25 protein-coding genes are annotated in these 25,680 nt (G+C 65.8%); 12 read left to right on the top strand and 13 right to left on the bottom strand.

What is annotated here, in order from left to right; genetic code table 11:
- Window positions 1-2 precede the first annotated feature (2 nt).
- From AKI39_RS05020 to AKI39_RS05000, 5 genes are all read right to left on the bottom strand, one after another.
- A complete protein-coding gene (locus tag AKI39_RS05020; RefSeq protein ID WP_066633142.1) occupies window positions 3-1,778 on the bottom strand; it encodes a GMC family oxidoreductase in 1,776 nt (591 codons plus the stop codon).
- A 3-nt stretch (window positions 1,779-1,781) separates the two neighbouring features.
- Window positions 1,782-2,516, bottom strand: coding sequence for a gluconate 2-dehydrogenase subunit 3 family protein (locus tag AKI39_RS05015; RefSeq protein WP_066633139.1), 735 nt, complete (start codon window positions 2,514-2,516; stop codon window positions 1,782-1,784).
- 272 nt (window positions 2,517-2,788) lie between these two features.
- Window positions 2,789-4,237: a cytochrome-c peroxidase gene (locus AKI39_RS05010; RefSeq protein ID WP_066642231.1), complete on the bottom strand. Its 1,449-nt coding sequence runs from the start codon at window positions 4,235-4,237 to the stop codon at window positions 2,789-2,791.
- A gap of 90 nt (window positions 4,238-4,327) precedes the next feature.
- Window positions 4,328-6,604, bottom strand: a complete 2,277-nt coding sequence (locus AKI39_RS05005) for an alkaline phosphatase family protein (RefSeq protein WP_338012421.1) — start codon at window positions 6,602-6,604, stop codon at window positions 4,328-4,330.
- A gap of 42 nt (window positions 6,605-6,646) precedes the next feature.
- On the bottom strand, window positions 6,647-8,665 hold the full coding sequence (locus AKI39_RS05000; RefSeq protein ID WP_066633137.1) for an alkaline phosphatase D family protein: 2,019 nt from the start codon (window positions 8,663-8,665) through the stop codon (window positions 6,647-6,649).
- 231 nt (window positions 8,666-8,896) lie between these two features.
- Here AKI39_RS05000 and AKI39_RS04995 point away from each other — a divergent pair, with 231 nt between their 5' ends.
- Window positions 8,897-9,802, top strand: coding sequence for a 2OG-Fe(II) oxygenase (locus AKI39_RS04995; RefSeq protein ID WP_066642226.1), 906 nt, complete (start codon window positions 8,897-8,899; stop codon window positions 9,800-9,802).
- A 23-nt stretch (window positions 9,803-9,825) separates the two neighbouring features.
- Here the strand turns inward: AKI39_RS04995 and AKI39_RS04990 are convergent, their stop codons facing one another.
- On the bottom strand, window positions 9,826-10,236 hold the full coding sequence (locus AKI39_RS04990; protein ID WP_145925196.1) for a hypothetical protein: 411 nt from the start codon (window positions 10,234-10,236) through the stop codon (window positions 9,826-9,828).
- A gap of 108 nt (window positions 10,237-10,344) precedes the next feature.
- On the opposite strand from AKI39_RS04990, the gene AKI39_RS04985 reads away from it, so the two are divergent.
- From AKI39_RS04985 to AKI39_RS04960, 6 genes are all read left to right on the top strand, one after another.
- Entirely contained in the window at window positions 10,345-11,274 is a 930-nt protein-coding gene (locus tag AKI39_RS04985; protein ID WP_066633134.1) for an aldose 1-epimerase, read from the top strand.
- 82 nt (window positions 11,275-11,356) lie between these two features.
- The gene (locus AKI39_RS04980; RefSeq protein ID WP_066633126.1) at window positions 11,357-12,025 is read left to right on the top strand and encodes a DUF2946 family protein; all 669 of its coding nucleotides are present in this window, start codon (window positions 11,357-11,359) and stop codon (window positions 12,023-12,025) included.
- A 10-nt stretch (window positions 12,026-12,035) separates the two neighbouring features.
- Window positions 12,036-12,611, top strand: coding sequence for an NUDIX hydrolase (locus tag AKI39_RS04975; RefSeq protein ID WP_066633124.1), 576 nt, complete (start codon window positions 12,036-12,038; stop codon window positions 12,609-12,611).
- A complete protein-coding gene (gene aat / locus AKI39_RS04970; protein ID WP_066633123.1) occupies window positions 12,608-13,363 on the top strand; it encodes a leucyl/phenylalanyl-tRNA--protein transferase in 756 nt (251 codons plus the stop codon). The genes AKI39_RS04975 and aat overlap by 4 nt, the downstream gene beginning before the upstream one ends.
- Before the next feature lie 60 nt (window positions 13,364-13,423).
- The gene (locus AKI39_RS04965) at window positions 13,424-14,167 is read left to right on the top strand and encodes an arginyltransferase (RefSeq protein ID WP_066633121.1); all 744 of its coding nucleotides are present in this window, start codon (window positions 13,424-13,426) and stop codon (window positions 14,165-14,167) included.
- 191 nt (window positions 14,168-14,358) lie between these two features.
- Window positions 14,359-15,408, top strand: coding sequence for a quinone-dependent dihydroorotate dehydrogenase (locus AKI39_RS04960; RefSeq protein WP_066633117.1), 1,050 nt, complete (start codon window positions 14,359-14,361; stop codon window positions 15,406-15,408).
- A gap of 196 nt (window positions 15,409-15,604) precedes the next feature.
- Here the strand turns inward: AKI39_RS04960 and phaP are convergent, their stop codons facing one another.
- Window positions 15,605-16,189, bottom strand: coding sequence for a TIGR01841 family phasin (gene phaP, locus AKI39_RS04955; protein WP_066633116.1), 585 nt, complete (start codon window positions 16,187-16,189; stop codon window positions 15,605-15,607).
- A gap of 417 nt (window positions 16,190-16,606) precedes the next feature.
- On the opposite strand from phaP, the gene AKI39_RS04950 reads away from it, so the two are divergent.
- Window positions 16,607-17,584, top strand: coding sequence for a tripartite tricarboxylate transporter substrate binding protein BugD (locus AKI39_RS04950; RefSeq protein ID WP_066633115.1), 978 nt, complete (start codon window positions 16,607-16,609; stop codon window positions 17,582-17,584).
- A 229-nt stretch (window positions 17,585-17,813) separates the two neighbouring features.
- Here the strand turns inward: AKI39_RS04950 and AKI39_RS04945 are convergent, their stop codons facing one another.
- The 3 genes from AKI39_RS04945 to AKI39_RS04935 form a co-directional block, all read right to left on the bottom strand.
- On the bottom strand, window positions 17,814-18,695 hold the full coding sequence (locus AKI39_RS04945; RefSeq protein WP_066633112.1) for an IclR family transcriptional regulator: 882 nt from the start codon (window positions 18,693-18,695) through the stop codon (window positions 17,814-17,816).
- A gap of 148 nt (window positions 18,696-18,843) precedes the next feature.
- A complete protein-coding gene (locus AKI39_RS04940; RefSeq protein ID WP_066642220.1) occupies window positions 18,844-19,653 on the bottom strand; it encodes a competence/damage-inducible protein A in 810 nt (269 codons plus the stop codon).
- Window positions 19,654-19,671: 18 nt separating this feature from the next.
- On the bottom strand, window positions 19,672-20,475 hold the full coding sequence (locus AKI39_RS04935) for an EI24 domain-containing protein (RefSeq protein ID WP_066642224.1): 804 nt from the start codon (window positions 20,473-20,475) through the stop codon (window positions 19,672-19,674).
- 59 nt (window positions 20,476-20,534) lie between these two features.
- Here AKI39_RS04935 and AKI39_RS04930 point away from each other — a divergent pair, with 59 nt between their 5' ends.
- Window positions 20,535-20,915 (top strand): thioredoxin family protein, encoded by a 381-nt coding sequence (locus tag AKI39_RS04930; protein ID WP_066633109.1) that lies wholly within the window; start codon window positions 20,535-20,537, stop codon window positions 20,913-20,915.
- Between the two features lie 32 nt (window positions 20,916-20,947).
- On the opposite strand, the gene AKI39_RS04925 is transcribed toward AKI39_RS04930, so the two are convergent.
- The 3 genes from AKI39_RS04925 to AKI39_RS04915 form a co-directional block, all read right to left on the bottom strand.
- Window positions 20,948-22,399, bottom strand: a complete 1,452-nt coding sequence (locus AKI39_RS04925) for a DEAD/DEAH box helicase (RefSeq protein ID WP_145925195.1) — start codon at window positions 22,397-22,399, stop codon at window positions 20,948-20,950.
- 309 nt (window positions 22,400-22,708) lie between these two features.
- Complete coding sequence (locus AKI39_RS04920) at window positions 22,709-23,038, bottom strand: AzlD domain-containing protein (RefSeq protein ID WP_145925401.1); 330 nt, start codon at window positions 23,036-23,038, stop codon at window positions 22,709-22,711.
- Between the two features lie 8 nt (window positions 23,039-23,046).
- Window positions 23,047-23,724 (bottom strand): AzlC family ABC transporter permease, encoded by a 678-nt coding sequence (locus tag AKI39_RS04915; RefSeq protein WP_083228626.1) that lies wholly within the window; start codon window positions 23,722-23,724, stop codon window positions 23,047-23,049.
- A gap of 206 nt (window positions 23,725-23,930) precedes the next feature.
- Between AKI39_RS04915 and AKI39_RS04910 the strand changes: the two genes are divergently transcribed.
- The 3 genes from AKI39_RS04910 to AKI39_RS04900 all read left to right on the top strand — a co-directional run bounded on the left by AKI39_RS04910 (window position 23,931) and on the right by AKI39_RS04900 (window position 25,670).
- The gene (locus AKI39_RS04910; RefSeq protein WP_066633103.1) at window positions 23,931-24,851 is read left to right on the top strand and encodes a branched-chain amino acid transaminase; all 921 of its coding nucleotides are present in this window, start codon (window positions 23,931-23,933) and stop codon (window positions 24,849-24,851) included.
- A gap of 119 nt (window positions 24,852-24,970) precedes the next feature.
- Complete coding sequence (locus tag AKI39_RS04905) at window positions 24,971-25,183, top strand: zinc-finger domain-containing protein (protein WP_066633101.1); 213 nt, start codon at window positions 24,971-24,973, stop codon at window positions 25,181-25,183.
- A 64-nt stretch (window positions 25,184-25,247) separates the two neighbouring features.
- A complete protein-coding gene (locus AKI39_RS04900; RefSeq protein WP_066633099.1) occupies window positions 25,248-25,670 on the top strand; it encodes a YybH family protein in 423 nt (140 codons plus the stop codon).
- Window positions 25,671-25,680: the final 10 nt, after the last annotated feature.

Genomic DNA, 25,680 nt, shown 5'->3' with positions numbered 1-25,680 from the left:
CCTTATGCCTGCACCAGCGGACCAGGATTCTTCAGATACTGCTCGCGGATATGGTGCGCGGCCCAGTAGGCCAACCCGCCGACCAGGCCGGTGGGGTTGTATCCCATGTTCTGCGGGAACAGGCAGGCGCCCATGACGAAGACGTTGGAAACGTCCCAGCTCTGAAGGTAGCGGTTCACCACGCTTTCCCTGGGATTCGTTCCCATGATGGCGCCGCCGGTGTTGTGCGTGCTCTGGTAGACGCGGGTGTCGTAGTGCGATCCCTTCTTGCGCACGGCGACGAAGTGCTTTTCCGGGTTCATGGCCTTGGCCACTTCGTCCATGCGGGTTCCCAGATGGCCGATCATGTCGAACTCGTTATCGTGCCAGTCGAAGGTCATGCGCAGCAGCGGTTGGCCGAAGGCGTCCTTGTACGTCGGGTCCAGCGACAGGTAGGCGTCGCGGTACGACATGACCGAACCCGAGATACCGATGCTCATGTAGCGCTGGTAGGTGTCCTGCACGGCCGCCTTCCATCCGCTTCCCCAGCGCGGCGCGCCGGGCATGGTAGGTGTTTGCGCAATGGGCCGGCCGCCATAGCGGATATGCCGGATCGACGCGCCGCCGATGAAGCCCAGGGGCCCATGGTCGAACTGGTCGCCGTTCAGGTCGTCCATCGATACGCCGCCCGCCCCCGTGCCGACAAAGGGGTTGAGCTGCGTGCCCTTGGGCAGCAGCACGTTGACCGAGCCGTTCATCTGGTAGGCGTAGTTCTTCCCCACCGTGCCTTCGTTGGTGACGGGGTCATACGGCTTGCCGATCCCCGAAAGCAGCAGCAGGCGCACGTTGTGCATCTGGTATGCGGTCAGGACCACCAGGTCGGCGGGCTGTTCCACCTCGCGCCCCTGCGCATCGACGTAGGTCACGCCGGTCGCCTTCTTGCCGGAGGAATCCAGATTGACCTTCAGCACATGCGAATGCGTGCGCAGTTCGAAGTTCGGCTTCTTCAGCAGCACCGGCAGGATGGTGGTCTGCGGCGACGCCTTGGCGTACATATAGCAGCCGTAGTTCTCGCAGAAACCGCAGTAGTTGCAGGGCCCCAGACGCACGCCATAGGGATTGGTGTAGGGCTCCGAGGCATTGGCCGCGGGGGCCGGATAGGGATGGAAGCCCACTTCGCGCGCGGCTTTTTCGAACAACTGCGCGCCCAGCGTGTTGCGCAGGGGCGGCACCGGATATTCCTTGCTGCGCGCGCCCTCCAGCGGATTGCCGCCGGCGACGATCTTGCCCTGCAGGTTCCCCGCCTTGCCCGACGTGCCGCACACATACTCGAACTGGGTGAAGTAAGGCTCCAGTTCGTCGTAGCTGACGCCGAAGTCCTGGATCGTCATGTTCTCCGGGATGAACTTCTTGCCGTAGCGTTGCTCGTAGCGCGTGCGCAGTCGCAACTCTTCGGGCAGCACGCGGTAATGCATGCCGTTCCAGTGGAAGCCCGCGCCGCCCACGCCGTTGCCCAGCAGGAAGGATCCGTTTTGCCGGTACGGTACCGCCAGGTCGTTGACGCCGTGGCGTATGGTCACGGTTTCCTTGGCCAGTTCCTGGTACAGCTTGCCGCGTATCGAGTACGCCAGCTCGTCGATCACCTTCGGATATTGCGCGTCCGTGGGTGTATCGCGCATGGGGCCGCGCTCCAGCGCCAGCACGTTCAGGCCCGCCTCGGTCAACTCCTGTCCCATGATCGCGCCGGTCCAGCCGAAGCCGACCAGGACCACGTCCACCTTGTCTCGTTTGATCGCCATAAGTCAGCCCTTTTCTCCGGAAATGGACACGGGCCCGTAGGGGTATTTGGCATTGGGCTGGTCGGCCCAGTCGGCGAAGTCGGCCCGGGCGCCTGGAAAGCCCACCATCTTCCAGCCGGTCATATGCTTGTTGCCGCCGTAGATGGGATCGGCGAAATAGCCTTCCTTGGTGTTGGAAAGCAGGAAGTTGAAGAAGGTGCGCGAGGGCACGGTATCGAAGACGATCTTGCCCGCGTCCAGGTCCTTCAGGATCTGCTCCTGCAGCGGCTTGTCCAGGTCCGCGTAGGCCTTGCCGTGCTGCTGCTTGCACCATGCGTCGCATGCGGCGATGCCGTGGCGATACACATCGCGCGGCGTCTGGTTGGTCTGGTAGCCAAGTTCGGGCACCACGTCGGGATGGAAGGGGCCTTGCATGTACCACAGCTGGCCGTGGCCCCAGGGTGTTTCCATCTGCCGGTCGATGAACTCGGGCACCCCGGCTTCGATGCCGCCCGCGCCGTACTGGTCCGCGGGTATCAGGTGATCCACCGCGGCGTGGACGAACTTCCATTCCGCTTCGGTGAAATACGTGGGGGTATACGGTTTGGCGGGACTGGGGCCCGCCTGCGCCGCGCCTTGCGCGGGATGATCGGTACAGCCGGCTTGGCTTACCGCCGCGCCCGCGGCCAGTGTCGAGGCGGGCACGATGGCTAGTACCTGCTGCAGGAAACGCCTGCGCGGCTCTCGCTCTTGCGTCATGAAGCTTCTCCCTGGAAACCGGCGGCGCAACAGCCTCTACGAAAATCACTTGGGCCGTATTGCGCCTGGGCCGGACCCCAGGACCATATCAGATACATCCTTTGCCGTACATATTCCTGTCACGATGCAACGGCGGATACGCGACACGGCGCCTACGCACTTTGCATCGATGGCGCGAATTCAAAACGATATTCCGCGATTCAATGGCGGCGGCATCGCGCAGGATGCCGCGCTCTGCGTGTCAGCGCATCCAGGATCTCGGGCGGCGCACGTCAGCTCACGCACGCCTTCTGGGCCTCGGTGGGCGGGGCGTTGGGCGGGTAGTCGTCCGTCAGCGTGTTCAGGAAGCAGATCAGGTCGTGCACGTCCTGCTCGGACATCGGCGGCTTGGAACCGGCCGGGCGGCCGTCCAAGGGCATCTGGGTGTCGATGTTGCCCCAGTACGGCATGGGCAGGTCGTTGTACTTCTGTACCTTGCCCGTGCCCTTGGCATACTGCACCGTGATCAGGCCGTAGGTGGGATAGTGCGGGTCGTAGCCCGGATCACCCGGCTTGATCACCTTGCCGCCCACCGTGGGATACCACAGCTCCGGATTGGTATCGCGCGTGTTGTAGAAGCGGATCGCCTGTTCCAGGGTATGGATGACGCCGTTGTGGAAGAACGCCTGCCGCAGCGCGACGTTGCGCAGCGTCGGTGCCTTGAACATGCCGCAGAATTTGCTGGGCTTGCCCTCCTCCATCAGCGCATGGTCCGGCCGTTGCGGGCCGCACAAGCCCATGTCGAAGCGCTTGGCGTCCTTGTCGTTGGCCGGGATATCGTTGCGGTTGGCGTGCGGCAACGTCGCGTGCACATCATTGCGAGGCACGCCGATGGCCTCGTACGAAAAGTCGGTGAACAGGGCGCTGCTGCCGCGAAAGCCCGCTCCCTGGTAATGGCACGAGGCGCAATTGCCCGTATTGGGATCGGTGAATACCTTCATGCCGCGCAATTCGGCCACGGTCAGTTGCCCGCCCTTCTTGTTCGACGTGTACAGGTCGAACTTGCTGTTGTACGGCCGGAAGCTGATGTCCTCCAGTTGGAAGGCGCGCAGGGCGGCGGTGATGTCATGGAAGGCGGACGCGGTGTCGTCGAAGGCATGCTCGCCGAAGGCCTGCCGGAACAGCGGTGCGTAGTCGGCCGCCTTCACCTTGGCAACCACCTCGCCGGCCGACGCATTGGCCATCTCCACCGGATCCAGCAACGGGCCCCTGGCCTGTTCGCCGTGATCGGCCGCGCGGCCGTCCCAGTCGAAACCGCCACCCGGCCCCGGCACGCTGATCGCGTCCGGATTGTCCAGCAGATCGGAATACGGCGGCGTCTTGTCCTTGTAGCGCAGCGAAGGCACGGCGCGCACGCCGCGCTCGGTCATGGCGGCGCCGCCCAATTGCGCCGCCAGGTCATTGGGCGGCCCGTAGGCGAACTTCGGGTCGTGGCAGGTCGCGCAGGCCATCGTGCGCGAGCCCGACATGTCGTGGTCGAAAAACAGCTTCTGGCCCACCTGGGCCGCCAAACTGAGCGGTTTCTGCCGGACAACCGGGTTGTTCCATCCCGGGCCGGGCGCGCCGCCCTCGCCAGCCGGAGCGGCCCCGCCCTGTTCGCCGAGGCCATCGGCGCCGGCCGCCACACCCGCCACGACGGCCAAGGCCAGCAACGCCGTCGCCGCCAGATAACGCTTGCGCATGCAAAATCCCTTGAAGTGAAAAAAACCGGCGGGCGGAATCGCTTCCACCCGCCGCCCCTGTCCGGGGATAGCCGAATCAGCCGCCCTGCCTTACTTCACCGCCCAGACGCTGGCCTGCGTCTTGTCGGGACCGACCTGCGGCGCGGTGGCCGCGTCCGTCGACTGCTTCTGGCGGTAGTCGGCGGGAATCACATAGGCGTGATTCATCGGACGCACCGCATCGAAGTGCGTATCGCCGCTGTTGGCGTACTCAGGCAATACCTGCAGATGCTCGGCGATGAACTTCTCGGTGTACTTGGCGCGGTTCAGGTACGACGCATCGTTCGCCGGATCGGCCAGCTGGAACATGTCCTGCATGGTCCGCACGAGCGAAAAGTGGCTGTACGCGTCGCTGTCCACCACGCCCTTGGGCGCGTTGGGCTGGTTGGTCACGACCAAAAAGATGGAATTGCCGTGGCCGTGATTGCCCTCGGTATAGTTGACCACCGACGGGTCCGGCGTAAAGCTGCCGTCCGGGTTCTGCTTCAGTGGCTGCGACACCGTGCTGTTGCTGACGTTCCAGCCGCAGCAGGAATTGAAGCCGTTGCTGGCCGTGCCCTCGTCGAACATGATCACGATGGCCGAGCGCTGCTGGGTATTCTTCCACACCCGGGACGCCTGGATCTTCTTGATGATGTAGTCGACGTAGTTGTCGCCCCGGGTGATGATCGCGGGGGCGGCGCAGTCGGTGATGAGGGCGCCGGCGGTCGTTTTCACCGTCGTGCCATGCATATCGTCGCACTGGTCCGGGATCAGGAAGTTCAAGGCGCCGACGTCGCCGTTCTCCAGGTCCTTGCCGAACTGGTCCACTTCGTAGTTGGCGGGAACCACGTACTTCGTGCCGTTCTTCATGTTGGCGTCGAACTGGCCGCCGCCCAGCGTGCGGTTGCTGAAGAAGAAGTCAGGCAGCAGGCGTGCATCCTGGAAGGCCATGGCCGGATGATGCTTGGTCCGGTACATATTGCTGGCCAGCGGAACCGTGCCGCCCGACGGAATCGGCGTGGGGTCGTTGCCTATGCCGCTCGGGTAGGCGGTATCCACGCCGGTGATCGCGTTATCGGCCACGCTGTCCGTACGAGGATCCTGGCCCGGGTTCATGGTTTCGCCATAAACGCGCCAGGTCATGCCGACGTTTTCCAGCGCCGTGAACAGGTTGGGGGCAGTGATGTTGTGATTGGTGCCGCCGCAGTCCGCCGTCGCGCTGAACGGCGAGGAAACCAGGCCCGGCTTGTCATGGGTGGGCAAGGGATCCTTGGGCGCATTGGCACCCGTGGCGCTGCAGTTCCATTGCGAATCGTCGGTGATGCCGAAGTCGTCGCCGCCACCGACCGCCGTGTAGTTCGGCTCGCTGGGCTGTCCGGTCGAGAAGTAGTTCGACAGCTGGTTGTATTCCTTCAGGTACTTGGCGATCTTGGGGGCGTACGGCTGGTTCAGGATCGTGTTGGAGCCCTTGTTCTCCAGGAACAGCACGAACAGATGATCGTAGCGTGGAATGCCTTCCACGTTGAACGCGGCCTGCTGCGCCTGCAGGAAGGTGATGGGCTTGCGCGTCTCGGGCGTGGTCGCCGTCTCGGGCGTTACGTTGATCTTGTTGGTCAGTTCCGGATCGCCGCCCTGTACCGCCAGCGCGTCGGGATACAGGTCACCGCGATCCAGCTTGGTCGTGGCATAGGTATAACGATTGCCCAGCTGATTGGTCTCGAACAGCAGCGACGTGCGGGTGGCGCCCTGGGTCGCATGCACGTCGACGATCACGTCGGCGGGCTGCACATTCAGGCGTGCGGCCAGATTGGCCTTCTCGGCTGCATATGCGCTGCTGTCGTCCTCGACCATGCGTTGGATTTCGCTGGACATCGGGCTGATGACGATCTTGCCGGCGCCCTGGTCCTGGATCTGTTCGGCCGAAATGCGCAGCGCCATGCGCCGGGCGACTTTCGTCCCGCTGGCGGTATTGGTGGCGTCGGTGCCGATATCGGCGAGCAGCGGCGACACGGCGGGTGCCTGCAGCGAAAACACGCCGTTGTTGTCGGTGACCACCGGATTTTCGGCCGGATCGCACTTGCCGTTGGCATTGGTGTCGATACAGACCTTGGCATTCTGGAAATAGGCGGCGTCGATCGTGGGGTTGGCCGCGCTTCCGGGCTTGTAGTTGGAGCCGGTGACCACGCCCTGCATCGTGATGGCCGTCGGCGCATCGGTGCTGGCCGAGGGCTCCGACGAATCGTCGCCGCCGTTGCAGCCGGCCAGCGCCAGCGCGGCCGCGATCGCGGTCAGCGAGGCGTAGAAAGGCGCGCGGTGCACGGCGCGCGTGGATGTCGATAGCATCATGAGTCTTTCCCTCTGGGAATGAAGCGATGGGAATAAGTGGAATCAGGCGGGCAGGACGACGGCGGGGACGCCGGCATTGACGGTCACGGTGGTGGTGCCGGACACCGTCGGCGCGGCGGGCAGCTCGCCATTGACCAGCGGTTTCACCTTGCGGAAATCGCAGGTGAGCTTGTCGGCGGTCAGCGTGACGACGGCGTAGCCTTGGGCATCGGTGTCGATGTACTTGAGCCACGTGTTGTAGGCCGACATCGTGCCGTTGAGTTTATTGGTCACGTTCTGGTAGACCAGCGGCTGCAGGCCGGCAAGTTCCGTCACGGTGTGGATCTCGTCCACGTAGAACCTGAACAGCGAGGTGCTGGATACGCCCGCGGTCACCAGGTCGACCATCACGGGCACCGGCGTGGTGGCATCGTAGTCGTCCATGACCGGACCGGCGAAGAAGGCGTGGATATCGCCCGTCAGGGCCACCACGTTCGGAATGCTGTTGTCCTTCAGGAAGGACATCATGTTCTTGCGCTCGGTGTTGTAGCCGTCCCACTGGTCGGCATCGAACAGGATGACGTTCAGGAACGACACCGGGGGCAGCATCGCGTTGATCGCCGCCATCGACGCATTGACGGCATCCACGCCAAAGGAACTGTCGAACAGCGCGTGGATGTTGGCGAAGGTCCCGGGCAGCGTGCCCGAGGCCTTGATCGCCTGGATGTCCCGGCGCACCGCGGGCAGGATGGCGGTGTTGCGCAGGGGCACCAGGTCGCCCGGATCCGTCGCGACGATGGCGTCGGTGACCAGCTGGACCACCGCTTCCTGGCCGTCCACCTGCATGCGCAACAGGGATACTTCGTTGCCCCACAGGCGCCAGGCGGTGTTGGCCTTGCTGGCCAGCATCTGGTCCTTCCACCACGCCAGCTGCGTGGCGCCCAGCATCGATTGCGTACCGCCGGCGCCGATCTTGGCCTGCTCGGCGGCCGCCAGGGTATCGCGGCCCACCAGGTAGCGGCTGCCCAGGAAGCCGCCCGTGGCCGATTCCGGAATAACGTGGTCGTCGCGATACAGGCGTTCGTCGGTCATGACCAGCGTGGCCAGCGAGCCGAAGGTGAACGAACGGTAGATCTGGATGTTTTCGAAAGAGGGATTGTTCAAGTCCAGCGTGACGTCCGCGGGCATGAATTCGAACCAGGCCTGGCTGGCGCTGCGGCGGCGCGCGAGCTGTTCGGTCTGGTCGTCCGTGGCGGTATAGGTCTGGTGGTCCTGCCACGCATCGTCCGAGAACTCATGGTCGTCCCAGATGGCGATCATCGGGAAGCGCGCATGCAAGGCCTGCAGGCGAGGATCCGAACGGTAGCTCTTGTACAGCGTGCGATAGTCGGCGACCGTGGTCGCATAGACGGAACCGTCGGCCATTTTGGTGCCGTTGGGCAGGGTCAGCGCCGCATGGTTTTTTTCGGTCTGGCCGATCAGTACGTGCGCGGGCAGGCTCTCGTAGATGTAGTCGCCCAGGTGCACGACGAAGTCCAGGTCTTCATTCAGCATTTCGCTGAACGCGGACCAGTGGTTGGCGTTCCAGTCCTGACAGGAGATGAAGGCGAACTTCAGTTGCGCGATGCCGGCGCCCGCGGCCGGCGCCGTCTTCGTGCGGCCCACCGTGCTGGTGATCGTGCCCGCGACGAAGCGGTAGTAGTAGGAGGTCGCGGCATCCAGGCCCACGACCTTGTGGCGCACCGTGTAGTCCCACGACGGATCGGCCTGAATCGTGTCGTTGACCACCAGCTTCGAGAAGGCATCGTCGGTGGCGACCTGCACCGTCACCTTCACCGGGTCCGTACCATTGGCGCCGTCCACGCGCGTCCACAGAATGATGCTGTCAGGCTTGGGATCTCCCGATGCGACGCCCTGGGCGAAGGAGGTGGGCGTGGGCGACGGATTGGCGCCCGTGGCCGGAGGGCTCGCGGTCCCGCTATCGTCGTTGCCGTCGTCGCTGCCGCACGCGGCGAGCGTGCCGGTCATGGCAACGGAAACGGTCAGGAAACTGCTCCACTTGATAAATTCGCGACGGTCCATGTTCACCAGTGTCGGGGCTATGGGTCGTCAGCCTGTTCGAAAGGCGAGGCAGCACCGACGACCGGATTGGGGTGCGGCATTACCCCACACGGAAGTTGCGCGCGGGTTACAAGAATGGGCGTTGTGGATGACACTGCCACAATGTGTTCAGCTGCCAGCAAGCGCGTCGTCGACGAACAGTCATATGGCAGTGACGATTGCCTGCAACATGGCCGCCCTAACATCGCGGACATGGCCCTCACTGTCAGATTCTCCAACCAGGTGCGCGACTGGATCGCGCAGAACCTGGGCCGCGGCGTCGCCGCACAGGACATCGTCGATGAATTGATCGTGCACAGGACGGCGCCTGACCTGGCCGGCGCGATGGTGGCCGCGGTCGCGAACGCGCTGACCCATGACGCGCCGCTACCGGATGGAGAGCTCGTACTGGAAGCCGGCGTGGATCTTGCCCCCGGCGCTCCGGCCTATCGCGCCGACGCGATGCGGTTGGCGCCGGGGCCGGTTATCCGCGCTGGGGACCGCGACGTGCGCGTGCTGGCCCGCATGGCACGGCCAGGCACGGCGATACTGGCCGACATGCTGGACGCCGGTGAATGCGATCGGCTGATCGCCGCCGCGCGTCCGCGGCTGCGCCCGTCGCTGGTGGTCGATCCCATCACGGGGCTGGACGTGGCCCGAGACCACCGCAGCAGCCTGGGCATGTTTTTCCGCCCGCGTGAAACCGATCTGATCGAAAAGATCGAGCAGCGCATCGCCCGCCTGATCGACCGCCCCATCGAGAACGGCGAAGGCCTGCAGATCCTGCACTACCCTGCGGGCGCGGAAAGCACGCCGCATTTCGATTACCTGATGCCCACCAACGAGGCCAACCGCGAATCGTTGGCCCGCAGCGGCCAGCGCGTGTGCACGCTGATCATGTACCTGAACGACGTGCCGGCCGGAGGCGAGACGACATTCCCGGAATCGGGCTGGTCTATCCTGCCGCGCAAGGGCCACGCCGTGTATTTCGAATACGCCAACGCCGCCGGTCAGACCGATCCCGCCTCGCTGCATGCCGGCGCGCCGGTACTCGCAGGAGAAAAATGGATCGCGACCAAATGGGTGCGCACCCGTAGATTCGTGCCACGCGCCGGCTAGCGGGCGACGCCGGCGTAGCGGACTCAACGCCCGTAGCGGCTGTCCTTGGCCCCCCGGCTGCCCGCCGTCCCGCCGGCCGGATCGCCCACGGAGGCCGGGGCCCCCTTGCTGCCCTTTACGGTGCCCTGCCCGGGCATGCTGGACGGCGCGTCGCCGCCCGGTGATACGGACGTGGGCGGCGTCACCGGGCCGGGTGTCGTCGCCGGCGTAGTGGGCCGCTGCGGATTCGTGCCAAGATCGGAGCCCGGTACGGGTTGGTTCAGGCCCGTGCCGGCGGGCTGATTGCCCGGCATGAGGGGGCGGGAACTGCCCGACGACGATCGTTGATCCGCGGCCTGCACGCGGGACGCCGCCCACGGTGCGATCGTCAACGCAACCGCCGCGGCAATGTACAGCAGCGCTCGCGCCACCGGATGCATTCTCGGTTTTTTCATGGTCAAACTCCCTTGACATGGAAGACCAGGCGGGGCGGCGCAAAACGTGTACCCGACACCATGGGGCTGCGCCCCCCTGCGCAGGATAGGCATACCTATAATCTGGCCATGAACGAGACCACCATACTGCGGCTGGAACACGGCGATGCCAGCGTCGAAATCAGTCCCGGCCTGGGCGGTACCATCCTGCGCCATACCTGGCGCGGCGTGCCGATCCTGCGGCCCAGCGACGGCGTCCCCGACATCGCGCGGCTGAGCGCCTGCTACCCGCTGCTGCCCTTTTCCAATCGCCTCGCGGGCGGCCGTCTCGACTTCGGCGGCCGGGTGTACCCCATTCCGCAAACGGTGGATTACGCACCCTTGCCCATGCACGGGCTGGCCTGGCAGCGCCCGTGGCGCGTCGAATCGCATACCGCGTGCAGCGCCGTCCTGGCCCAGGACTACGCCCCGCAAGGCGCGACGCCGCCCTGGCCCTTTCCCTATGCCGCCCAGCAGAGCTTCACGCTGGACGACGCCGGCCTGCGGATGACCTTGTCGATACGCAATACCGGCACGGTCGCGCAGCCGGCCGGGCTGGGCTGGCATCCTTATTTCCCACGCACGCCGCGGACGCGGGTGTACGCCGATACCGGCGATATGTGGGTCAACGACGAGGCCCACCTGCCCATGCGCCTGGTGCCCGCGCCCGCCGCGCTGGCGTCCGGGATGCTGGCCGAGCACGCGGACTACGATAATGTGTTCCGCGGTTTCCGCGGCCATGCCGCGGTGGCCTGGCCGGAACGCGATACCGCCGTCACGCTGCGCGCCGACCCAATCTTCAGCCATTTGGTCATCTTCACGCCACCCGGCAAGCCGCACCTGGCCGTCGAGCCGGTGTCGCACATGACGGATGCGTTCAACCGATATACCGCGGCCGGCGGCACCGCCATCCCGGGCCACGATCCCGACACCGGCACGACGGTACTGGCGCCCGGCGCGACCTTGACCGGCGCCATTTGCCTGCGCCCGTCGACGCTGCGCGAGGCAGGCATCCCATGACCACCGAGACCGCGAAGGCTGGCATCGCCACATCGGCCAGCGGTACGCCGCGGATGAAAGGCCTTTACCCCAGGAGCCATCCATGGACGCCTCCGTACTGAAATCCATCGCACGCTGGCCCAATATTCCCGCCGTGGCGGGTTGGCTGTCGCTGGACGCCGCGGGCCGCTGGCGGCTGCATCCGGACGGCGACGCGGCACAAGGCGGGCCAGGGGTATCCATCGGCAATCCCGCGATCCTGGCCTTTATGGGGCGCAACTACGACCACGACGAACAAGGCCGCTGGTTTTTCCAGAACGGGCCGCAGCGCGTCTACGTGCGGCTGGATGCGGCACCCTACATCCTGCGCACGAGCGCGGACGCCACGTGCCTAGAAACGCATACCGGCCTGCCCGTGCAGGACGTGACGGCGTGGTACCTGGACGAGTCGCACCGCCTGTATGCCAGCACCGACCTGGGTCCCGGCATGATCGCCGGCCGCGACGTATCGGCCCTGATGGATGCCATGCGGCTGGAGGACGGAAGCGACGCGCTGGAAGCCGCGGCCGGACTGCCCGAGGACGGCGGCGCCTTGCGCGTCCACCATCCCGCGTCGAAGCAGGGTGCGCCGCTGCGCCGCCTGCGCCACGATGCGATCGAGCGCGAACTGGGGTTCGTGGCGAATCCGCGTACCTCGTCAAGCGATCCGCAAGGCCCCGGCTCCGGGTCCGCCGCCCCACACGCCGCCCCGACGGGCCAGCCTAGCCGTTAGAATCGGCATCATGAGTGAAAAGCCCCCCCACTATTTCCCGGCGCCGCGCCGCGCACGCTTCTGCAGCCAGTGCGGATCGCCGGTCGATCGACGCGTGCCGGACGGCGACAACCGTGAGCGGGATATCTGCGACCACTGCGGCGCCATCCACTACCAGAATCCCCGTGTCGTGGTGGGCACCGTCCCGGTTTGGGAGAACCGCATCCTGCTCTGCCGGCGCGCCATCGAGCCGCGCTACGACACCTGGACGCTGCCGGCCGGGTTCATGGAGCTGGGCGAGACCACGGCCCAGGGCGCCGCGCGCGAAACCCTGGAGGAATCCGGCGCCCGTATCGAACTGGGCGATCTGTTCACCGTCATCGACGTACCCCAGGTGGACCAGGTCCATGTCTACTATCTGGCTCGCGCGCTGGGGCCGGAACTCGATCCCGGTCCGGAAAGCCTGGACGCGCGGTATTACGACGAATCGGAAATCCCCTGGGACGACCTGTCGTTCCGCACGGTGGTGACCACCCTGCGGCACTTCCTGGAAGATCGCCGCCGTGGCGTATTCGGCGCCCATCGCTATTCGCTAGAACATCATTGAAACTGCCTTGGGTTGACCCCGACACGCCGTTGCCGCCGGTCGAGTTCGCGATGCGCGAACCCGACGGCCTGCTCGCGGCCGGCGGCGACCTCTCGGTGGAACGCCTGACGGAAGCCTATACCCGCGGAATCTTCCCCTGGTATTCGGAAGGCGAACCGGTGCTGTGGTGGTCCCCCGACCCGCGCATGGTGCTCGCCTGCGAGGACTTCATCGTCTCGCATTCGATGGCCAAGCTCCTGCGCCGCCTCGCCCGCGAGGAACAGCACGCGCAACCGCACGTGCAGGTGCGCGTGGACACGGCGTTCGACCAGGTCCTGCAGGCCTGCGCCGCGCCGCGCGACGGGCTATCCGGCACGTGGATTACCGACGAAATGCGCGAGACCTATGCAGCCTGGCATCGAGCCGGCGCCGCGCATAGCGTGGAAACCTGGGTGGACGGCAAGCTGCGCGCGGGCCTGTACGGCATCAGCCTGGGGGGCATGTTCTACGGCGAGTCGATGTTCACGCAGGTGAGCGACGGCTCGAAGATCGCGTTGGCGCATCTGGTGCGTTTCCTCGCGAACCACGATGTCCCGTGGATAGATTGCCAGCAACAAACCCGTCATCTGGCCAGCCTGGGCGCGCGCCCCCTGCCGCGCGCGCAATTCGTGGCGCGCGTGGCGGAGCTCGTCACCCGCCCGGCGCCGCCCTGGCGGTGTGGGCGGCTCGATACACAGGGCCGCCTGCTGCCTTTGCCCGAGGCGACGCCCTAGCGCCTTAAGCGTTATCATGTCCCCACCGCCACGGGGCCTCACCCCCGCCGGCGGGCGCGCATGAGCCAGCTAAAAGAACTTCCTTTTTCGACCCTACAGTTCTATGCCACGGCCCCCTACCCCTGCAGCTATCTGCCCGGGCGACAGGCGCGCTCACAGGTCGCGGCGCCCGGGCACCTGATCCACGCCGGCACCTATTCGCACTTGGTGGAGCAGGGCTTTCGCCGCAGCGGCCTTTTTACCTACCGGCCGCATTGCGACGGCTGCCAGGCATGCATCCCCGTGCGCGTGGACGCCGCGCGCTTCGCGCCCAATCGCAGCCAGCGCCGCGCCTGGAAGCGCCATGGCGATCTGCGCGCCTTCGTGGCGGAACTGGCGTGGTCGCCGGAGCATTACGAGCTCTATACCCGCTACCAGCAGGGAAGGCACCCCGGCGGCGGCATGGACGAGGACAGCCGCACACAGTACGCGCAATTCCTGCTGACCAGCCGCGTGAACACCCGGCTGGTCGAATTCCGCACGCCGGAAGGTTCGCTGGCGATGGTCTCCATCATCGACGTGCTGGACGAAGGGCTGTCGTCGGTCTATACGTTCTACGACCCCGATCTCGCGGGCAGCCTCGGCACCTACAGCATCCTGTGGCAGATCGAACAGTGCCGCGCCCTGGACCTGCCGTGGCTTTACCTGGGTTATTGGATCTCGGCCAGCCGCAAAATGGCCTACAAGGCGGGCTTCCGCCCCGCCCAGCTGTTGATCGACGGCACCTGGCGCGACTCGCCCGCACAGGAAGACGCGGCAGGCTGACGGGCCTGTGCCCCACCGCCGGCACGGGTGGGCAGGGGCAAGCCTGATGCCCCCGATACACCTCCCTGCCCTGCCCGCGCCATCCGGCGCGCCACGGCCACGCGCCACGCCATCGAACCGCTGCGCGGACCGCCGCGCTACGCGCGATCGGGACGCCACGAGCGCGGCGGATCGCTCTACAATGCCCCCCCATGTCTATCCTGTTCCACGCCTATCCCCTCGCGCGCCGGGCCTTGTTCGCCATGGACGCGGAAACCGCCCATGAAGTCACGCTGAAAAGCCTGCAGCGCGCCTACGAATGCGGCCTGACCCGTTCCCTGATGCATGCCGCGCCGCTCGCGCCCATCACGCTGATGGGTTTGCGCGTCCCGAACGCCGTCGGCCTGGCCGCGGGCCTGGACAAGAATGGGGCCTACATCGACGCACTGGGCAACTTGGGCTTCGGCTTCGTCGAGGTCGGCACCGTCACGCCGCGCCCGCAACCGGGCAATCCCAAGCCGCGGCTGTTCCGCCTGCCCAGCGCCAACGCGCTGATCAACCGGCTGGGATTCAACAACCTGGGCCTGGACGCCTTCATCGCCAATGTGAAGCGCAGCCAGTGGCGCGCACAGGGCGGCATCCTGGGGCTGAACATCGGCAAGAACGCGGATACCCCGATCGCGCAGGCGGCGGACGATTATCTGCTGGGCTTGCGGGGCGTGTTTCCGCACGCGGATTATGTGACGGTCAATATTTCATCGCCCAATACGCAGAACCTGCGCTCCCTGCAGGGCGGCGATGAGCTGAGCGATCTGCTGGGCCGGCTGCGCGAGGCGCGCAAGGCCCTGGCCGACACGCATGGGCGCGACGTGCCCCTGGCGGTGAAGATCGCGCCCGACCTGACACCGGAGCAGGTCGACGGCATCGCCGACATCCTGCCCCGCTACGGCGTGGACGGCGTCATCGCGTCCAACACCACGCTGTCGCGCGCCGCCGTCGCCGGGCTGCCGCACGCGGAGGAAGCAGGCGGCCTGTCAGGCCCGCCGGTGCATGAACTCTGCCTGGCCGTCATTGCCCGGCTGAAGCAACGGCTGGGCTCGTCGCTGTCCATCATCGGCGTGGGCGGCATCCATAGCGGGCGCCAGGCAGCCGAGAAAATGGCGGCCGGCGCGGACGCGGTGCAGCTGTATACCGGACTGATCTACCGCGGACCGGCCCTGGTCCGCGAATGCGTGGACGCCACGGCCGTACGGGCGCGCTAGCCACGCTGGCAGCTCTCAGGCCCCTGGCCGCCCCTCGCGAACCCGTTTGCTTGCGCACCAGGGGCTTTGGTCCGGGTTCGGCTTGGGTACAAAAAAGGGCCGCCTAAAAGGCGGCCCAGGTTCCAGCTCTGCTCAAACTGGTTTACTTCGATGACGCCTGCAGCGGCGTCGCGGCGCGAGCCTGTCCCGAGGGAACTCAGGCGGCGGCGCGGCGGCTGCGCGGCGTTGCGACCTTGTTGGCGACGTCGGCGGCGTCCGAGGCAGCCTTGAAGGTCGCGTTGGCGGCGGCATTCAGGTTGGATTCGGCGACTTCGGCGGCCTGCTTGGCGGCCTTGCTCATCGAATCATACGCACTGGTGGCGGTGGCCAGCGAAGACTTGATCAAAGCGACAGCGCCTTCGGTACCGGTCGGCGCATTCTTGGCCAACTGGTCGATGGCTTCGGACAGTTGCGCCTGGTTTTCGGCGATATGCTCTTCGCCAAGCTTGACCAATTCGCCTTGCACGCCCGCGACGATGTCATACACATGCTTGCCGTAGGCCAGCGCCTTTTCCGCGCTGGGCTGCACCAGGCCGGTGGAGAAGGCCAGGGCTTCCTGCGGATCCTTGACGTCGGCGGCTTGCTGCGAGCGCAGCGCGACTTCGTCGATGGTGGCCTTGATGACCTTCAGGTTCAGGTCCACCAGTTTTTCGAAGCCCGCGAACAGGGCGGACTGCGTGGCGATCAGGGTATTGATGCCGGCCTTTTGACGGGCGAAGACTTGTTGCGGAATAGCGCTCATTGGGGGTATCTCCTCGAGTTGCCCCTTCGCAGGGGGCGGGAATGGCTGGTTGCGGAAGACGTTGCGAGGCTTCCCGTACTGCTGGAACGCCCCCGGCTCGCGGCTACCACGGATCCCGAGCCTTGTTGCACTGCACAATTGCCATTTTAGGCACGCGGCGCCCTATGTCAAGGGCTTTTGGTGCAGCGCAACAAAGTCACACAATTCAGCTTGGCCATCGCCTTGCCTGGCCACGGTGGCAGCGCAAGATAACAGCGCCGCCATTCGGCAAAAATAGAGACTGCGTGGAGGAGGAGCAACATGGGGAAACAACTAGGATGACGTGTCCCTGCTTATTGCCTAGACTCGGTACGCAGAGTAAGCCCGCAGAGGCGCTCGTACCGATTGCATCACTGCATCCGCGAACCAGGAGACAACATGCCTTTCCCTTCTCGTCGGCTGGCCGCCGCCCTTGCGGCTGTCACGCTGTCCGCGGCTGGCGCCGCGCACGCCGCATACCCGGACCACGTCATCAACATGGTGGTCCCCTTCGCCGCCGGGGGACCGACCGATAACGTCGCGCGTTCGCTGGCCGAAGCCATGCGTCCGTCGCTGGGACAATCCATCATCGTGGAAAACAAGGGCGGAGCCGGGGGCACGATCGGTACCACCTTCGCCGCGCGCGCGCCGGCGGACGGTTACACCGTGCTGCTGATGCACGTCGGCTTTTCCACGGCGCCGTCACTGTACAAGGATTCCGGCTACGACCCCTTCAAGAGCTTCGAGCCCATCGGCCTGGTGGTCGACGTGCCGATGACCATCCTGGCCCGCGAGAACTTCCCGCCCAACAACATCAAGGAACTGGCCGAGTACGTCAAGAAGAACGCGGACAAGATCACGCTGGCCAATGCCGGCATCGGTGCCGCCAGCCACCTGTGCAGCACCATGCTGAACGAGGCCTTCGGCGTGCAGCTGCTCACCGTTCCCTACAAAGGCACGGCGCCCGCCATGAACGACTTGCTGGGCAAGCAGGTGGACATGCTCTGCGACCAGACCACGAATACGACACAGCAGATCAACGCCAAGAAGGTCAAGGCTTACGCGGTGACCAGCCTGAAGCGGGTCGCCACCTTGCCGGATCTGCCGACGATGGACGAATCCGGCTACAAGGGTTTCCAGGTCGGCATCTGGCACGGGATGTGGGTGCCGAAGGGCACGCCCAAGCCGGTGGTCGACAAGCTCGTCAAGGCGCTGCAGGCGGGGGTGAATGATCCCAAGTTCCAGGAACGCATGAACACGCTGGGGGCCTCGGTGCTGGCCGATGAAGCCAACCCGCAGGCGCTGGAAACCCTGGTCAAGCAGCAGGTGCCGCAGTGGGCCGAGCTGTTCAAGAAGGCCAAGATCGAAAAACAATAACACCCACCGCGCGCGCCGCCCCGCGGACCGCGCGTGCATCCCCTCTGCCGGGATGCTTCGAAAGCCCGGCTTTGGCCGGGTTTTTTGTCGTAGGGCCGCCCCAAGACAAAAACGGCCCCCTTGGGGGGCAGCAAGCCGGCTCGCCGGCGCGGCGTGGGGGCCCTTTTCCTCGCAGGGCCGCCCCAAGACAAAAACGGCCCCCTCGGGGCCTTTTTCTGTAGGGGTGAGCTCAAGCGGCTTGCGCGCCGTCCCTCTGGGTGGCGGGGTGGCCGTCCACCTCCAGCGGGTCGAAATCCGTTTCGGCCACGCGGACGTCATAGCCCAGTGATGCGGAGATCCTCGCGGCCGTGTCCTTCAGGCGCGCGATCCATTCGTCCTGCATGCGCTCCGTCGGCGCGGAAATCGACAGTCCCGCCACGAGCTTTCCGCTGTCGTCATGGATACCGGCGGCGATGCAGCGCACGCCGACCTCCAGTTCCTCGTTGTCCCGGGCGTAGCCATGGCTGCGTACCTTGGCCAGCTCCCGTTCCAGCAGGTCCAGCCGCGTCAAGCTGTTTCCCGTGTGGCCCGCCAACCCGGTGCGCAGGGCGTAGGCGCGGACCTGCCGCGGCTCGGCCATGGACAGGAACAGCTTGCCGGTCGACGTCAGGTGCAGCGGCGCGCGCCCGCCGATGGCGCGCACCACTTGCATCCCCGAGCGCTCGCTCCATGCGCGGTCGATATAGACGATCTCGTCGCCCTGCTGGACCGACAGATTGACCGTCTGGCCGGTCAACTCGTGCAGATCGTGCATGGGGCCTTTTGCCGCATCGCGCACGTTCAAACGGCCTTTCACCAGCGAACCCAGTTCCAGCAAGCGCATGCCAAGCTGGTAGACGCCGTTGTCCACGCGTTCGACGTAGCGGCCCACGACCAGGTCGTTCAGGATGCGGTGCGCGGTGGACGCATGCAGGCCGGTGGTCGCGGCCAGTTCCTTCAAGGTCACCGGTTCTGGCTGGGCCGCCAGCGCATCGAGCAGCCGCATGGCGCGCTCGATGACCTGGATCGCGATGGTCGCGTGGCCATCGCCGGGCGATTGGGGGGTGCTGGCTGGGGCGGAGGGGCGGGTCATAGGCTCTACGCGTCTGTCCCGCGTGCACCGTGAGGAGCACGGCATGCGGCGGCGCAACAATTCGTTATTTCCGTATTGTGAAATACGCAGCCCCGTTTGGCAACCGCGGCGGGCGCGGCTCAGGCGGCCGGGCCAGTCGCGGCCGTCCTCATGCCGGCGGGGTCAAGCGCCCGCCCAGCCGTTCGACTTCCGCGCGCAGATGGTTCATGGCTTCGGCCGCCGCCGCCGGCTCCCCCTTCACCCCCAGGTCGATGTGGGGCGAGCGGCCATCTTCGCCGACGCTGGGCAGGCTGAACGCTTTCACGCCAGGCCAGCGCGCCTGGATCTCTTCCATGACGGGTGCGATCCGGGATTCGGGCAGGCCGTAGACCAGGAAGGCATGCTCCGCATGCGCCGTCCGGTGGTGCAGATCGCGGTATCGGGTGTCCAGCGTCCATTCCAGCATCGGCCAGGCCATGACGGGGAAACCGGGCACGAAGGTGTGATCGCGGATGAAGAAGCCGGGAATCCGGTTGTAGGGATTGGGCACGACCTCACAGCCCTGTGGAAACCGCCCCATTTCCAGCCTGCGCTGGTTTTCCGGCGTACGCATGTCCGCGCTGCCCTGGCCCTTCGCCGCCATTTCGGCGCAGCGCAGCGTGATTTCCCGCTCGGCATCGGGATGCAGGGCCAGGGGCAAATCCAGGGCCTCGGCCGCCGCCTGCCGGGTGTGGTCGTCGGGCGTGGCGCCTATGCCACCGCAGGAAAAGACGATGTCGCCGCCGGCGAAACTGCGGCGGTAGGCCGCGACCAGCGTATCGCGATCGTCGGGCAGGATTTCCGCCCAGGCCAGCCTCAGCCCGCGGGCGGACAGGAGTTCGACGACCTTGGAAAAATGCTTGTCCTGCCGCCGTCCGGACAGGATTTCGTCACCGACGATGATCAGGCCGATGCGCGGCGTCGTGGAGTCGAGAGACATTTCGGATTCCAATAAAGATCAGCGGCCCGCCATCTCGATGGCTTTTTCCTGCCGCAGGCGCTGCAGGGCATCCAGGCCATAGTGGGCGAATACCAGCGCCGAGAACACCGGCAGGAACACCCACGCGGGCGGCAGCAGATTGATCAGCGAGCACACCAGCCCGACGATCCAGAAGCCCAGGTTGTGTCGGCGCAGCAGGACGCGCCTTTCCTCCGGACTGGCATGTTCGACGATGGCGTCGATCCGCATCATGCGCGAAAACGCAAAGGCCCACCAGAAAATGGACAGCAGCACCGCCATCGGCGGCACCAGCCACAAGGGCAGGGTCAACAGCCATCCCACCGCGAAGGCGATACTGACCCACAAGGCGTTCCAGACGCTGACCGCCGTGCCGAACTTGCCTTGCTTGCTGACGGCCGCGTATTCCCGTTCGCTGACGTGGCGCAGCACCAGCGGCATGACGAAGATGGCCGCGATGGCCAGCCCCAGGATGCCGGAAATCGGCAGCAGGATCGCGACCGCCACGATGGGCACCAGATAGACCTTGAGCGAAAACAATCCCACCGCCACCAGCCATTCGTCGACGTTGTTGACGACGCTCCAGCGCGACGCCTCGTCCCGCAGCCAGTCGGTCAACGGCGTCCAGCAGAACCACAGCAGCAGGATGGCGCCGACCAGCGCGATCAGGAATGGCAGCAGCACCGCGAACAGCATTGCAGGGTGGCATTGCGATACCGTCGCTCGCTTGAAGGCCTGCCACACGCCAGCCAGGCCGGCCGAAACGGGCGGCGGGTTGGACGGGGAATAGGAAGATGCGGGCATGAGAATGGTCCGGTTGTGCATCGCAGGTATGATAGTTAAATACTTTCGCCGCTGCCCATATGTCCGTTCTAGAACCTGGTAACGATACGGCCGCCCTGCGCGGCCTGCTTCAACGCCCCGACATCGACCTGGTCGCCTGCTTCTGCGCCGCCTGGTGCGATACCTGCCGCGAATACCGCCCTAAATTGGAAACGCTGGCGTCGCGGACCGCGGCCACGGCCTTCGCCTGGATAGACATCGAGGACCACCCGGATCTGTTGGGTGAGGAAGAAGTGGAAAATTTCCCGACGCTGCTGGTCCAGCGCGCGGGCAAGACCGTTTTCTACGGTCCCATGCTGCCGCACATCGGGCACCTGGAACGCCTGCTGGCCTCGCTGGGCCCGGACAGCGCCGTGGTGGCGACGCGGCTGCCCGACGTACGCGGCCTGCTCGCCGGATAGCGGACCGCGACAGCCCGCGGACGGGCCTGGCTTCAGGAGGGTTTGCGGGTGCCGCCCAGCAGGACGGCGACCTTGCGCTTGGGCGCGGCACCGCGCTCGCCGGGCGCGTCCTCGCCGGACGTGGACTCCGGCGCAGGATTGCTCGGCACGTAGGGCTTGAGGAAGAAATCGTCGACCGGCGCCTGGCGCGTCCCGGAGTCGCCGTAGCGGCGGTCGCCGGACGAACGCACGCGCGGTTCGCGGCGATCGTGGCTGCCGCGAGACTCGTCGCGATGGCCGCGGCTGCGGGCGATCAGTTCGGCCGGTACATCCAGCTTGCCACGCGGCACCGGGCGCTTGATCAGTTTTTCGATGTCCAGCAACAGGCGTTCTTCGCTGGGCGTGAACAGCGCGATGGCTTCGCCCGATGCGCCCGCGCGACCCGTGCGGCCGATGCGGTGCACGTAGTCCTCGGCGTTGTACGGCAGGTCGTAATTGATGACGCACGGCACGCCCGCCACGTCCAGGCCGCGCGCGGCGACGTCCGTGGCGACCAGCACTTCCAGCTGTCCGGCCTTGAAGGCATCCAGCGCCTTCATGCGATCGGCCTGGCTTTTATCGCCGTGTATGGATTCCGCCTTGATGCCGTCGCGTTCCAATTCACGGGCCAGCCTGGCGGTGCCGATCTTGGTGTTCGAAAAAACGATGACCTGGTTCAGGTTGCGCGACTTCACCAGGTGCACCACCGCGGCACGCTTGCCTTCACTGCTCATCTCGTAGGCGATCTGCGTGACGGTGTCGGCCGTCGCGTTGCGCGCCGCGACTTCGAGTTCAGCGGGGTGGCTGAGATACGAGCGCGCCAGCTTGCGGATTTCGTTGCTGAACGTGGCCGAAAACAGCAGGTTCTGGCGTTGTTCGGGAAGCAGCCGGATGATGCGTTCCAGGTCGGGCAGGAAGCCCATGTCCAGCATGCGGTCCGCTTCGTCCAGGACCAGGATGCCGACCTGGCCCAGATTGACGTTCTTCTGCTCGACGTGATCCAGCAGCCGTCCGGGCGTGGCGACAAGCACCTCGCAGCCGTTGCGCAGGCTTTCCTTCTGCGGCCCGATGTCCACACCGCCGAACACCACGGCCGATCGCAGGGGCGTGCGCTTGCTGTAGCGCTTGACGCTTTCGGCGACCTGGTCGGCCAGCTCGCGCGTGGGCGTCAGGATCAGCGCCCGCACGGGGTGCCGCGCCGGCGACGCGCTGCTGTTGGCCATCGGCATCAGGCGATGCAGGATGGGCAGCGTGAACGCCGCGGTCTTGCCGGTCCCGGTCTGCGCCGCGCCCATGACATCGCGGCCCGCGATCACCACGGGGATCGCCTGGGCCTGGATGGGAGTGGGGGTGGTGTAGCCCGTTTCGGTGATCGATGCTACCAACAGCGGATGCAGATCGAAGTCCGAAAACGTGAGTGTCGGCGCATCCGTTGAAGGGACTGCGGAAGAATTGGTTTCAGTCATGGAGTAGGCAGATACCGGTGCCACGTGCAAGCACGAAAACAGAAGGAATCAGGCCCGGATTGCTGTGGATAACTGCATTTTAGCGCAGGTGGGGCCGCCCGCCATCGGCAAGGCGAGTTTATTGGGGACAAATCCGTCCGCGAACGCACGTTGCAAGGGCCCTTCCGGGGGGCCGGCATGCATCGAAAGCGCTGCCGCCAAGGGTGCTTGCTTGCCTCGCGCGGCTTCCACGGCGCGGGCGAGTAGCCCCTGGCACATCCGCGCTGCTTCGCAGCGCAAGTGAGCGCCCGCCGCACCTGCGCAACGCTTCTACGGCGCCAGCCAGCGCAGCCCCCATAGCACCAGCATGCCGGCGACGATGACCAGTACCGCGCTGCGCGTACGCAGGAACACCAGCACGCCGACGACGCCGGCCAGCAGCTTCATGTCCAACAGCGGCCCCACGCCCGCCTTCCATGGCAGGAGATCGGGGACGATGATGGCCGTCAGCGCCGCCGCGGGCGCGTAGCGCAAGGCGCGCCGCACGCTGTCCGACAGGGGCAGGTAATCGCCGAACAACTGATAGCCCGCGCGCGTGATGACGCTGCAAAGCATCAAGAGCGCGATGGCGGCATAGACGTATGCGTCCTCGGCTGCCATGTCCAGGGTCATGCGCGACTCCGCGCGTGGCGTTCGGCCAGCATGCCGGCCACCACGCCCGCGACAACGGCCGCGGCCAGCCCCAGCCGCAAGGGAAAAATCTGGCCGACCCAGGCGGTGATCGCCGCGGCCGCCATCGCCGCCAGCATGGGGCGCGTCGTCGCCAACGGCACCACGATCGCCAGCAGGGCCAGCACCGCGGCGAAATCCAGCGACCACGCGGCCGGCACCAGCGAACCCAGGTAGATGCCGGCAATGGAGCTGCCTTGCCAGACGAACCAGCCGGGCGTGATCACGCCGACGAAAAACCAGAGCTGTTCGCGCGTGCCCCGCACGCGCGCATCGCCGTAGCGCGGGATGAACAGCACGAAGCCCATATCGGTGGTGAAGTAGCCCAAGGCCAGGCGGCGCGACCAGGACAAATGGCGAAAGTAGGGATGCAGCGCCGCCCCGAAGATCAGGAAGCGCAGATTGACGACGAATCCGGCGGCGAAGATGAGCCACAGCGGGGCGCCCGAGGCGATCAGGGGCAGCGAAGTCAGCTGGGCCGAACCGGCATACAGGGTGAGCGTCATCAGCAGCGCCATCGATTCGGCGAGTCCGGACTTGACCATGGCGATGCCGGTGACCAGCCCCCACGCGGCCGTGGCGACCAGGGTGGGCGCGACGGCGCGCAGGCCTTCCATCGCGGCAGCCCACCGCGCCTGCCGGACGGAAAGGCCATCGGGATCTGAGACTGCCGGTTGGAACGACAAAGACGGACCTGATCGAGGGAGGAAACCGGCCTGATGGCCGGACAAAAATGCCACCGCGGGCAGGCCGCGACGCACCGGAACGGGGCGTATTGTAGCCGGCTGCTTGATACAATACGGCCCACTCAAGGAGAACGAACATGTCGATGGCCGACCGCGACGGATTCATCTGGTATGACGGCAAACTGGTTCCCTGGCGCGATGCCACCACGCACGTCCTGACCCATTCGCTGCATTACGGCCTGTCGGTGTTCGAAGGCGTCCGCGCCTACAAGACGGATGGCGGCACCGCCATCTTTCGCCTCAAGGATCACACCAAGCGGCTGTTCAACTCCGCCCACATCTACCAGATTCCGATTCCCTACGACGCCGAAACGCTGGAAGCCGCCCAGTGCGAAGTGGTGCGCGCCAACCAGCTGGAATCCTGCTACCTGCGTCCCCTGGTCTTCTACGGCTCGGAAAAAATGGGCGTATCGCCCAAGGGCGCCAAGGTGCATGTGGCCATCGCGGCGTGGCCCTGGGGCGCCTACCTGGGCGAGCAAGCCCTGGCCGAAGGCATCCGCGTCAAGGTGTCGTCCTATGCGCGCCAGCACGTGAACGTAACCATGCCGCGCGCGAAGGTGGCCACTACCTACGCCAATTCCATCATCGCCAACTCGGAAGCGCTGCAGGACGGCTACGACGAAGCGCTCTTGCTGGACACGGAAGGCTTCGTCGCGGAAGGCGCTGGCGAAAACATCTTCATCGTCAAGGACGGCGTGCTGGTGGAACCCGAAATCGCCTCGGCGCTGACCGGCATCACGCGGTCCACCATCCATGCGCTCGCGGCGGACCTGGGCATCCCCCTGCTGACCCGCCGCCTGACCCGCGACGACGTCTATATCGCGGACGAAGCCTTCTTCACCGGCACGGCGGCCGAAGTCACGCCCATCCGGGAGGTCGACAACCGCCGTATCGGCGCCGGCCGCCGCGGCCCGGTCACGGAACGCCTGCAGCAAGCCTTCTTCGACCTGGTCCAGGGCCGCAACGCCAAGTACCAGGCCTGGCTGACCAAGGTTTGACACAGGCATGACGCGCCGCGATCGGCTTGTAGACATCGCCGATCGCCCTAATTACCCAGACATCGATTCCTCCGCTATCGTTGCGCTATTCACCGCACACACCGTTTTCAGGAAACACCATGACAGCTGCCGCCACCGCCTCCAAGCATGAAGTCATCGAGGTCGGCGCCGAAGACCTGCCCGTCTACTGCCCCGGCCCCAAGGCGCCGCTGTGGAGCATGCATCCCCGCGTCTTCCTCGATGTTGCCCATACCGGGTCGACGCGCTGCCCGTACTGCGGCGCCGAATATCGCCTGAAGCCCGGCACCGTGCTCGGTAGCCACGGGCACTGATCGCCGCGCCGGCCCGCCCGCCGGGATTTTCCGTCCACTTCGTTTTCCGCTCGCCCAGCCGCCCATGTTCGCCACGCCGCAAGAAACCGAAGACGCCTTCTACGAGGCCCTGGAACACGCCGACCTGGCCCGCCTGATGCAGGTCTGGGCGGATGATGAAGAAGTGGTATGCATCCACCCGGGCGGCCTGCGCATCGTCGGCCTGAAGGCGGTGGAAGAATCATGGCAGACCATCCTGGCTGCCGGCCCCCTGCACATTCGCCCGATGCAGCCCGTGGTGATGCAGAGCATCGCCAGCGCGGTCCACATCCTGGTCGAACATGTCGGGTCGACCCGCGGTCCGCACGACAGCTATGTCAGCTGCTATGCGACGAATGTCTACCACAAGGGCGCGACGGGTTGGCGCATGGTCATGCATCATGCTTCCGCGGCACCGGCGGAAGCCGGCCTGCTGGACCTGCACGATATCCCTGGCATGCTGCATTAGGCGGGTGACA

The organism is Bordetella sp. H567 (assembly GCF_001704295.1).
GTDB lineage: Bacteria > Pseudomonadota > Gammaproteobacteria > Burkholderiales > Burkholderiaceae_B > Bordetella_C.
The sequence above is the reverse complement of the archived record's forward strand: the minus strand, read 5'-3'. Positions and strand labels throughout refer to the sequence as shown.

What these genes read in the sequence shown, in the direction of transcription:
- AKI39_RS05020 (WP_066633142.1), bottom strand. Translation starts at nt 1,778, where the DNA reads ATGGCGATCAAACGAGACAAGGTGGACGTGGTCCTGGTCGGCTTCGGC.
- AKI39_RS05015 (WP_066633139.1), bottom strand. Translation starts at nt 2,516, where the DNA reads ATGACGCAAGAGCGAGAGCCGCGCAGGCGTTTCCTGCAGCAGGTACTA.
- AKI39_RS05010 (WP_066642231.1), bottom strand. Translation starts at nt 4,237, where the DNA reads ATGCGCAAGCGTTATCTGGCGGCGACGGCGTTGCTGGCCTTGGCCGTC.
- AKI39_RS05005 (WP_338012421.1), bottom strand. Translation starts at nt 6,604, where the DNA reads ATGATGCTATCGACATCCACGCGCGCCGTGCACCGCGCGCCTTTCTAC.
- AKI39_RS05000 (WP_066633137.1), bottom strand. Translation starts at nt 8,665, where the DNA reads ATGGACCGTCGCGAATTTATCAAGTGGAGCAGTTTCCTGACCGTTTCC.
- AKI39_RS04995 (WP_066642226.1), top strand. Translation starts at nt 8,897, where the DNA reads ATGGCCCTCACTGTCAGATTCTCCAACCAGGTGCGCGACTGGATCGCG.
- AKI39_RS04990 (WP_145925196.1), bottom strand. Translation starts at nt 10,236, where the DNA reads ATGAAAAAACCGAGAATGCATCCGGTGGCGCGAGCGCTGCTGTACATT.
- AKI39_RS04985 (WP_066633134.1), top strand. Translation starts at nt 10,345, where the DNA reads ATGAACGAGACCACCATACTGCGGCTGGAACACGGCGATGCCAGCGTC.
- AKI39_RS04980 (WP_066633126.1), top strand. Translation starts at nt 11,357, where the DNA reads ATGGACGCCTCCGTACTGAAATCCATCGCACGCTGGCCCAATATTCCC.
- AKI39_RS04975 (WP_066633124.1), top strand. Translation starts at nt 12,036, where the DNA reads ATGAGTGAAAAGCCCCCCCACTATTTCCCGGCGCCGCGCCGCGCACGC.
- AKI39_RS04965 (WP_066633121.1), top strand. Translation starts at nt 13,424, where the DNA reads ATGAGCCAGCTAAAAGAACTTCCTTTTTCGACCCTACAGTTCTATGCC.
- AKI39_RS04960 (WP_066633117.1), top strand. Translation starts at nt 14,359, where the DNA reads ATGTCTATCCTGTTCCACGCCTATCCCCTCGCGCGCCGGGCCTTGTTC.
- phaP (WP_066633116.1), bottom strand. Translation starts at nt 16,189, where the DNA reads ATGAGCGCTATTCCGCAACAAGTCTTCGCCCGTCAAAAGGCCGGCATC.
- AKI39_RS04950 (WP_066633115.1), top strand. Translation starts at nt 16,607, where the DNA reads ATGCCTTTCCCTTCTCGTCGGCTGGCCGCCGCCCTTGCGGCTGTCACG.
- AKI39_RS04945 (WP_066633112.1), bottom strand. Translation starts at nt 18,695, where the DNA reads ATGACCCGCCCCTCCGCCCCAGCCAGCACCCCCCAATCGCCCGGCGAT.
- AKI39_RS04940 (WP_066642220.1), bottom strand. Translation starts at nt 19,653, where the DNA reads ATGTCTCTCGACTCCACGACGCCGCGCATCGGCCTGATCATCGTCGGT.
- AKI39_RS04935 (WP_066642224.1), bottom strand. Translation starts at nt 20,475, where the DNA reads ATGCCCGCATCTTCCTATTCCCCGTCCAACCCGCCGCCCGTTTCGGCC.
- AKI39_RS04930 (WP_066633109.1), top strand. Translation starts at nt 20,535, where the DNA reads ATGTCCGTTCTAGAACCTGGTAACGATACGGCCGCCCTGCGCGGCCTG.
- AKI39_RS04925 (WP_145925195.1), bottom strand. Translation starts at nt 22,399, where the DNA reads ATGACTGAAACCAATTCTTCCGCAGTCCCTTCAACGGATGCGCCGACA.
- AKI39_RS04920 (WP_145925401.1), bottom strand. Translation starts at nt 23,038, where the DNA reads ATGGCAGCCGAGGACGCATACGTCTATGCCGCCATCGCGCTCTTGATG.
- AKI39_RS04915 (WP_083228626.1), bottom strand. Translation starts at nt 23,724, where the DNA reads ATGGAAGGCCTGCGCGCCGTCGCGCCCACCCTGGTCGCCACGGCCGCG.
- AKI39_RS04910 (WP_066633103.1), top strand. Translation starts at nt 23,931, where the DNA reads ATGTCGATGGCCGACCGCGACGGATTCATCTGGTATGACGGCAAACTG.
- AKI39_RS04905 (WP_066633101.1), top strand. Translation starts at nt 24,971, where the DNA reads ATGACAGCTGCCGCCACCGCCTCCAAGCATGAAGTCATCGAGGTCGGC.
- AKI39_RS04900 (WP_066633099.1), top strand. Translation starts at nt 25,248, where the DNA reads ATGTTCGCCACGCCGCAAGAAACCGAAGACGCCTTCTACGAGGCCCTG.